Origin of the sequence: Tropicimonas sp. (genome assembly GCF_047971885.1) — a bacterium.
GTDB lineage: Bacteria > Pseudomonadota > Alphaproteobacteria > Rhodobacterales > Rhodobacteraceae > Tropicimonas.
The window spans coordinates 1-2,818 of the sequence record NZ_JBKEAE010000068.1; the positions used below are offsets into that span (position 1 = coordinate 1).

General features: G+C 64.1%; 3 protein-coding genes. All 3 read right to left on the reverse strand.

Annotation, left to right across the window (positions count from 1 at the left end):
- Positions 1-1,043: MFS transporter (locus ACK5IR_RS06970; RefSeq protein WP_416927275.1), on the reverse strand; the 1,043-nt coding region annotated here is incomplete at its 3' end.
- A gap of 109 nt (positions 1,044-1,152) precedes the next feature.
- The gene (locus ACK5IR_RS06975; protein WP_416927277.1) at positions 1,153-2,034 is read right to left on the reverse strand and encodes a sugar phosphate isomerase/epimerase family protein; all 882 of its coding nucleotides are present in this window, start codon (positions 2,032-2,034) and stop codon (positions 1,153-1,155) included.
- A gap of 169 nt (positions 2,035-2,203) precedes the next feature.
- The coding region (locus ACK5IR_RS06980; RefSeq protein WP_416927279.1) for an SDR family NAD(P)-dependent oxidoreductase at positions 2,204-2,818 on the reverse strand (615 nt) is incomplete at its 5' end.

The following is a 2,818-nucleotide window of genomic DNA, read 5'->3' on the forward strand; positions in this document are numbered from 1 at the left end:
GCGCCGCCGATATTGGCGATGCCGATCACCATTCCTGTGACCATGCCCGCCTCATCCGGGAATGCGGTGCGCGCGATGGAAAGCATGGTTGGCAGGATCGGGCCGAGCGCCACCCCGAGCGCTGTGACGGCAAGCCAGCCGAGCGCCTGATGCCCGGTCACGGAGCCCGCAAGCAGAAGCGCCCCGCCGAGGATGCACAGCCTGATGCAGTGGCGCAGGATCGCATGCGGCCCGGCGTAGCGGCTGACCCAGACGGCACCAAACCGGGCAAGTGTCATCAGCAGCCAAAAGAGCGATGCCGCTATTGCCCCTAGGGAAAGCGGCATCTCCATCGCGCGATTGAGGATTGTTGGCAGCCAGGCGCTGATACCGACCTCCTGCGCCATGTAGCCGATCATGAAGATGCCCATGATCCAGACGGTCGGAGAGCCGGCCACTGATCGCAGGCGCCGGCGGCCGGCCGGCGCGCCGGAACCGTCAGGTGCCTGTGGTGTAGAAGGTCGCGGCATCCAGAACAGCAGCAGGCATGCCGCGCCCGCCATGACGCAGGGAATGGTCCAGATCGCCAGAACCCCGGTGCCGAATGTGACCATCGACGCGCTCACCAGCGCAGGTGCGAGGATCGCGCCAACACCGAACACCGCATTTACCAGATTGAGAGGTCCGGCACTGACGGAGGCTTCGGCGGCGACGACATTGCCCGTGAGCAGGACCATGCCGACGGAGAGGCCCAGACAACCGGCAGACGAAAGCAATATCGTCAGAGAGGTGCTTGCCGCGATTCCCGAAGTGCCGATGACGAAGGCCGTCATCCCGGCAAGGAATATCGCCCTGTATCCCAGCCGCTTTATCAGCAGGCCCGCCCCGGTCTGGCCGACGAGCGCGAACAGATAGATGGCCGTCAGCGAACCGCCGGCCGCGACGAGGTTCGAGCCGGTCTGTCGTGCCAGATCGGGAAGCGCCGGCCCGATCGCGCCCTGAGACATGCCGACCGTGAAGAACACGACACAGACAACGGCCAGCAGCCGCGTGGACTCCGGCATCCGCTCGCGGCACGCCTTATCCGCCCCAGACTCCACGGCAAGCCCTCCATCTTCACTTCGTTATTGCTGCATCGTCCGGAGCGCGGGGAAGGATCTGCCTCTCAGCGGGTTATGCCGGCGCATAGGCTCCGGCCCTGCGCTGTGCCGCCGCGTATTGCATATCGAGGAACACCTTGGAGTGCAGGGCGAAATCGACATCGTCATGGAATACATCACGCCAGATCGCACAGACGGTCTTGAGGTGGTCGCGGCAGGTGCGACTGTTGAAGGCTTCGATGCTGATGCCCCTGGAATAACCGATCTCCAGCAGCGCATCGAAGGTCGCCTCGAAATCGACCGTGCCGGAGCCGAGATAGCCCCGGTTGCTCTCGCCGACATGGAAATAGCCGATGCGATCGCCGGCGAGGCGAATCGCCTGCACCGGGTCGGCCTCCTCGATGTTCATGTGGAACGTGTCGAGATGCAGGAAGATGTTGTCCGATCCGCTCTCCTCGATATAGGCGAGCCCCTGCTGCACGGTGTTGATCAGGTTGGTCTCATAGCGGTTGACGAGTTCAAGGCAGAGCGCCACCCCCGCGTCCTTCGCCGTCTCCGCGACCCGCGCAAGCACCTCCGCGCTGCGCTTCCATCCCTCCCGGGTCGGCATGGTCGGGAATTTTTGATGCGCCGAAAAGATCGGGCCGCTCATCTGCGTGCTGCCAAGATCGCGGGCCACACCGACGGCTTCGAGAAGGAACATCTCGCCCCGCCGCACGACCTCCGGATCCTCGCTGGTCACGTCGTGGGCGGGCGTCAGCCCGGCGGATGCGGCGAGCCTGATTTCAAGCTCCACGGCCCGCCGGACGAGACGGTCAAGATCGAACGCCCTTGGGTCGAGACCGGGAAGTTCGAGGATCGCAAACCCGGTTTCCCGCGTCATTTCCATCGCCTGCTCGATATCCTGCTGGGTTTGTCCGTCATTCCAGACGAAAGTGTGAATGCCGAAATCCATCTGTACGCCTCCATATGGCCGACCACGCCGGCCGCTCATCGTGAACCGGGAGAGAGGCCGCTCCGCCGACAGCGCGGAGCGGCCACGATTCGCACGAAGACGGCGCCGGGGAGGGCGGCGAGCCCGATCTTCGGCGACACCGTCTGAAATTGCGGACCCGTTCCGGCGTTCAGTCCGACCGCACCGGGCCGCCATCGGCACGCAACACCGCGCCGCGTGTTGCCGTGGAAGCAGGACAGCACAGATAGACGATCATGTTCGCCACCTCGTCGGCCTCGGCAAAGCGGGCAAGCAGGGAGGTGGCCTCGTTTTCCGCGAAATGGTTGCGCTCGTATTCCTCGATCGGCGTGTCCTTCGCCTCGCGGTAGACCCATTCGCTTATCGTGCCGCCGGGCGAGACACAATTCGCGGTGACATCCTTCGCGCCATGGAAATTCTCGGCAACGAAGCGCGACAGCCGGATCACCGCCGCCTTCGCCACCCCGTAATGCGGCAGCCAGGTCGGCGTCACCAGCCCGGCCTCGCTGGCCATGAAGATGATCCGGCCGAAATCCCTTTTCCTGAAGATCGGCATGTAGTGGCGGGTCAGACGGACCCCGCTCATCACATTGAAATCGTACTGATATTGCCAGTCCGCGTCAGTGAGCTCCTCGAACGGCATCAACTTGTCGGTTCCGCCCGCCATGTTGATCAGGATGTCGATGTCATCGCCGACGGTGTCGATCACCGTCTTGCAACCCTCGGCAGTGGCGACATCGGCCTTCACCGTCCTCACCTCGGCGCC